This window comes from Ruegeria sp. CK1, assembly GCF_056536545.1.
The window spans coordinates 1-5661 of record NZ_JBQFPX010000022.1; the positions used below are offsets into that span (position 1 = coordinate 1).

General features: G+C 50.7%; 6 protein-coding genes. 2 read left to right on the forward strand and 4 right to left on the reverse strand.

Going from position 1 to position 5661, the window contains the following annotated elements:
• The 3 genes from ACR0L3_RS20550 to ACR0L3_RS20560 form a co-directional block, all read right to left on the reverse strand.
• Window positions 1–1898 (reverse strand): hypothetical protein (locus ACR0L3_RS20550; RefSeq protein ID WP_480747653.1); only part of this gene is annotated, 1898 nt, incomplete at its 3' end.
• Between the two features lie 286 nt (window positions 1899–2184).
• Window positions 2185–2550 carry a hypothetical protein gene (locus ACR0L3_RS20555; protein ID WP_480747654.1) on the reverse strand — a complete coding sequence of 122 codons (366 nt, stop codon included), beginning with the start codon at window positions 2548–2550 and terminating at the stop codon, window positions 2185–2187.
• Between the two features lie 416 nt (window positions 2551–2966).
• Entirely contained in the window at window positions 2967–3386 is a 420-nt protein-coding gene (locus ACR0L3_RS20560) for a hypothetical protein (protein ID WP_480747655.1), read from the reverse strand.
• A 510-nt stretch (window positions 3387–3896) separates the two neighbouring features.
• Between ACR0L3_RS20560 and ACR0L3_RS20565 the strand changes: the two genes are divergently transcribed.
• Together ACR0L3_RS20565 and ACR0L3_RS20570 are read left to right on the forward strand one after the other, a co-directional pair.
• Window positions 3897–4079 carry a hypothetical protein gene (locus ACR0L3_RS20565; protein WP_480747656.1) on the forward strand — a complete coding sequence of 61 codons (183 nt, stop codon included), beginning with the start codon at window positions 3897–3899 and terminating at the stop codon, window positions 4077–4079.
• Window positions 4076–4285 (forward strand): hypothetical protein, encoded by a 210-nt coding sequence (locus tag ACR0L3_RS20570; protein ID WP_480747657.1) that lies wholly within the window; start codon window positions 4076–4078, stop codon window positions 4283–4285. Before ACR0L3_RS20565 ends, ACR0L3_RS20570 begins: the two co-directional genes overlap by 4 nt.
• A 603-nt stretch (window positions 4286–4888) precedes the next feature.
• Here ACR0L3_RS20570 and ACR0L3_RS20575 read toward each other — a convergent pair.
• A partial coding sequence (locus tag ACR0L3_RS20575; RefSeq protein ID WP_480747658.1) for a hypothetical protein occupies window positions 4889–5661 on the reverse strand: 773 nt, incomplete at its 5' end.

Consider the following 5661-nt stretch of genomic DNA (forward strand, 5'->3'; position numbering starts at 1 on the left):
AGCTTCGGCCATTCATACCGGCTGCTAAAGTTGAGCCATGTCATGAACCGCTTACGTGGCACCGACAGGCCACCTAATTCCATAAACTTGCGTATTGTAACCTCTTTACCGGCTGCAACTTCCTCAAGCTCGGCCACCTCTTCGTCACTAATATCCGGGTCTTCCGACCACTCTTTTACAAGCTGTTCTATACGCCGCTGTAAAACAGCATCCTGATTTTTTCTTCTAATCTTTCGGTCCTCAAGCCCTGCAAGATTGAAGTGATAACCCGCGGCTTTTTCACGTTCGTAATACTCCAAGTTTATACCGAGCTTTCTATAAGCGCGCCCTATGAGAGCAGTCGCTTCGCGTGTCGCGTCGAGTTTCTCTCGCTGCGTAACCGCCTCTATATTTGCGCGCTTTCTTAATTTCGGGTTCGGTATTTCTTCGTGCGTCAATGTGTACCTATGAAACGGTTCACAGGGCAAAACGGTCATGACCAACTTGCCCTCATGCAACATGTCGCCTGATAACATGCCACGGGCAATGTCGCTTATTTTCCTGAGTTCAGCTCGCAGCCAAGCCTTAAACAACAGTGTTGTTTCATTGGCTATTAACGATCTAAACCTACCCTCTTCGGACTTTAGCCATTCATTGCACTTACGTGCCTCTAATTGTCTAAGCCTCATTATTGGGACTTCGCCGAAGGCTCCCTCCCTCATGCCCTTGCTTTTCGCGACTTTGATGAACTCATCAGCCGCCGCTTCGAGCATCGAACCCTGCATTTGAAAAACCATCCTGTGAGCTTGCAGGATATATCCCTGTGCCTTGGAGTAATCCTTAACCTTGCTCATAATCTTTTTCTCCAATTTATGGAGACTTAGGGCTGACCTTGGCACGTTCGCGCCGCGTACGGTAAACCGTACATGCTCCAAGGGTACGCCATTTATTGCATGCTTCCGGCCTACGGCCCTCGCATACTGTTTCCCAAAACCTTGAGAGCCCGTGCGATATAGGCGGGAACCGCCACGCCCGCGCTGTATTTCCTTGGTTTGCTGCTTCTTTTGGTCTTCGTTCAAATCATAGATTTTACCGAATTTTTTGGCCGTGTTGGCCTTATCCAAGTACTTGAATAAATAAAAGAAACTGGCAACGGTTTCCTCACGTGGCGACCTCCTTGGTTCGCCTTCGCAACGCATGTCATGCGTTACGCATTCCCAATTTACAAAGCCGTAGGGCCAAAGGCCGTGTTTCTGCCGCCCGTTCTGTTGTACCCGCCAATCAATCACTTTCGGATTATTCGCGTCTGGCGGCAGCTTCGCTGTAGCCTTGCCGCGTATTTCTTCGGGATACCAAACCCGCCGCGCTGCGTCGGGGCAAATATCCGGTTCTGGCGAGTTCAGAACGTTAAACGGCAGTTCGAAATGTGTTTCATAGAAAATCAGCACGTGCCAATGGCCGCGCCCATTTTCCCCAATTTCAAACACCGGTTTGAATTTTATATAGCTGCGCTTGGTGTCTACAAGCCTTGGCTCTACGCCAGCTAATTCGGCTGTTGCCTGTTCTTTTTCGTTATAAGCCTTTAACGCCCGCACTTCGCGCTGGCGAAAGGCCTTTTGCAGCAATTGAATATGCTGGGGCACTCTGAACTTCGCGCCTTTTCGGCTTTCCTTGCCCTTTCCGTCATAAGTGACGGTCAGCAAGTCCACCCGTGTGCTGACCATCGCTTCCGCTAAAAGCTTTCCGACTTGGTCATTTTTATAACTGGTGACGCATTGCCAGCATTCGCCGCAGCGTCGCGTTATATATTTGTCTCTGGTTCCCTTATGGTCCCCCGAGACTTTCGTTTGCACAGGCGCAGCACATCGCAAGACTGCGTTGGATGGTCTGCTTAGATTTGACGTATCGTTTTGGGCCATGGTGTTTTCAAAAATGTGTCACCTGAGCGTTTACTTTATAAACAAGGGTTTTTTTCACCGCGCCCGTCTCTCAGCTAGTTTCGAGACAGGCGCGGTATTCACACCTTCGGTTCCATCCTTTCAGTCGGGTCTTCTGGCATTGTAAAGCCCTGCCGCACTCGGGCGAGGCTTTGAAAATGCCGGACAGGCATTGTGCGTCCCGTCAGGGGACTTATGCACCGTTGTGCGAGGTTGACCCCGCACACGGCGCATCGCAGTTGTATGGGCTTATTTTCGGGCTCTCTGTTCATTGTTCCATTGATTCAGAGTTCCCCGAATCTTTCAAGGCCGCGTCATACGATCTCATTAGCACGTTACCAGTGCTAACTAGTACTGCCGGTGCCGCCACAACCGTCTTGTAAAACGTCTCGGTTTCGACGTCAGGTCGCCTTACAAGAAACAAAAAATCCGCCCATTCCAAATGTTCCGCTGTTTCAAACTCCGTTTCGTTTCCCACGGAACGATGCGCTTCCAGAATTTCCTCGAAAGATTCTTTGAATTGTTCCGTTACCTCTAACATTCCGTCTTCAGTAACCGTTAAATCTCCATCAGCTATCCCGCAAAGCACATCCGCCGCGCATCGCAACGTTGCGTTGAACTCATGATCAGCCATTCCAACCTTATTTGGGCATTGCATACCTTCACTCCTCATACTGGTTACAAAAATTTTCGTCGCCCTTCGCGACTACAATGGGTTTCTCTTTACTCATTTCCATTCCTTTCAATTGTGCGCTTCGCGCCTGTTTAGTGGTGAGAAGTATCCAGCGGTCACAGTCAGCACTTAGGGTTCAATCAGAACCCTGCGCGACTGGACCGGGGCTTGTTCAGCGGAGCCGAATGTAGAGCCATGCGGTCAGAGGCTTTGCCTACCCCTTCCTAACGTCTTATTCGCCGTTTTGGCGGCGGCATCTCCGGGCACGTTAGCGGCGTAAACGCCCAGTCAGACCCGTTTGCTTGAGATGCAATCCTCTAGCTAATTTCCCAACGTGCGGAGCATTCGCAAACCGACACACACGCCGAGTTTCGTCGTTATTCTATCAGTTGGACAGTTTCAGATTGACCCCAATCAAACTTGAAGTAGGGGCTGACTAAATGTTCCGGAGCGTTTTCAATCAGCATGTTGTACCAAAAGCTGATCTGACGATCCGTGTATTTTCCTGCGCGGATAATCTTGGACAGGCCAGCGAATACACCGCGCTTTTTGCCGTCTCGTATATGCCGACAGCCTAGACTTTGGTGATTTTCCACATATTGTCGCGCCTCACTCATTCGGCGCAATATTGAACGAAGCTTTTTCCACAACGCTTTAATCTTAGATACAAGCGATTGATGTTCTGCCCATGCGGCCTTGGCTTTTCGCCAATTAAAACCGCAGGCCTTCGCGATTTTATCAATACGATCACTGAATTCTCGTATGTCATCGCGGATTTTTTGTTCAATAAATTGCACGTTCTTTCCTCTGTCTCTGTGGAGACTTGTGGAAAGCTGCGTTTTGGTGCTAGAACTCTTCCAAAGTCTCGATGTGAACAGTTGAGACCTTAGTAGGAACCCACATCGTCCGCAAGGCTTTGTGGGTTTCCTTATTTCTGACACCACAAATTGTGATTTCAAAAGCTCTTTCGATTCGCTTTGTTGATGGGTCAGAGTTTTTAATTGCAAATAGCGGGACGCAGCAAGCTGCGCACCTTGGAGACTTCGTACACCAAAAGCCTTTGGGGCTTTTGGGATTAAGAGCCGCGCAAGCGCGGCGTTGTCGCAAGTCAAGACACCGTGCGCGCCATGCTCACAATTTATCGCCCTGGCGTCCTCGCTTCGCTGCGGGGCTAGGGCGAAAATTCTTGCGCGTGGCTGTGCGCGGCATCTGGACATGCTCTTTCGGCTTGTCCCGAATGGACAGCGGCAAGCGCGGGGCAAGCCCGCGTTACCACTGACCAATGTGACAGCCTAATGGAGAGACTTATGAAAGTTTATATCTTGGACATTTTTATGAATGACGGACAGGTTCACCAGTTGGCGTACCTTGGCCGCTCAATTGTTGACGCCAAGAAAGCAGCTCGAGCCCAATGGGAACGCTGCGTTGACGTCAAAGCCGTAAGTTCGGCTTTTGTAGAAAATTGGCACGATATGAAAGAAACAGCATGACTGACGAACAGCATGACCTTTTGGCCGCGCATGAAAAGATGCAAGCGATCTTTAATGCTGGGTTCCATAATGGGCTTTGGGGCGAGACTAACTCAGCCCCTTACCCCATCGGCACCGAAGGTTGCGAACAATGGAACCTTGGTTATAGCGACGGAGCCGCAAAACGTTTCGACGTCTTAGGCCATTGGGGGCCAGAAAGGGGGTGATCAATTGTTCGCTGTTGTAATGATTGCACTGTTTATATGTTTCGTGCTCGGTCTAATCGACCTCATACGAGGCAAGCACAACGAGGGGGATTAATTTCCCCCTTTTCTTTTCCACTACTCCATTGATTAGGTGCGCTCAGTACAGACCTTTTGTCGCTATTCCTCGCTTACGCTCGGGCAACAAAACGCCAGTACACGAGAGCGCAGATTGCACCGCTAACGCTATCCGCTTCGCGGATTGCAACTAATTCAGCACTTGGGCTCGCTTCGCTCGCTCCAGACTTCATTGGCGCGCAAGCGCGCGAAATACGGCATTTAGGGAACCGCGCAGCACCAGCGGCCCGGGTGCCGCACCCGCCGGAGTCGGTTAACCTGACTGTAGCTAAAGCTCTCTACGTAGTATGGGCGTTCTGGGAACGAGCGCTCCGCGCGGGACAGGGGGGATACCCCCCCGAACCCCCCGGGGCGGGTGCAGAGCCCCCGGACCCCCTGTTGCTGCGCTTCCCGGTTTCCTTTGCCGTATTGCAAAACCTCACCCCGTTGCGCCTTCGGCCCTGCGGTCGATGCGTCCTAAGACGGTTTTGGTGGGTTTTGACTGAAAGTTCACCCAGCTGCAGAATAACACCCGTGTTTTTTATCTATGCTTTTCGCGTCTAGGACATAGCCCAGAACAGCGGCACAGCCTCTATGCGGGCAGTGTCTATAAGCGTGATAGATCTTAAAATCTATTCCGCGCACTGGCCCTCTTTTACGGGCATTTCTTACACGGTTGTATCTATCCTGATCACTGACGGACGGTCGCTGTTTCTGCATAGCCGAATACACGCTTAATGTGTTCTGACCCATCGCTTGGACCTCCGATTGTGTGTACTTTCTTTTAATTTTTTGCTCAGGTTGACCCTTTTTATCACGCAGTCGAAGCGCATGCCCTTGCATTGGCGTTAACTGCTTCTGCATCGCCCATGTGTTTAAGAACGGCTGAGTTTCATCCGTAAACACAGGGTCGCACTTATCGATATCGACGGCCAATCGTCCCGATCTTGCCGCCTCTATCTCATCGATCGTTTTAAGCTTTCGAATACCGTGTCTGACACAAACGCGGTTTGCTTCGCTTTTACGCGTTTCTCTCACACCTTCCGGTAAAATCGCACCGTAATGGGTTGTTTCCACCCTATCGGACAGCGTCCACCGCTCTAAATACACGCCACCATTCGGGGCGATGAACACGCGGAGGTTTTCTTTTTCCGTTACTATCGCGCAATGCGCCTCAATCATATCCTTGCGAAGCTTCGGCCATTCATACCGGCTGCTAAAGTTGAGCCATGTCATGAACCGCTTACGTGGCACCGACAGGCCACCTAATTCCATAAACTTGC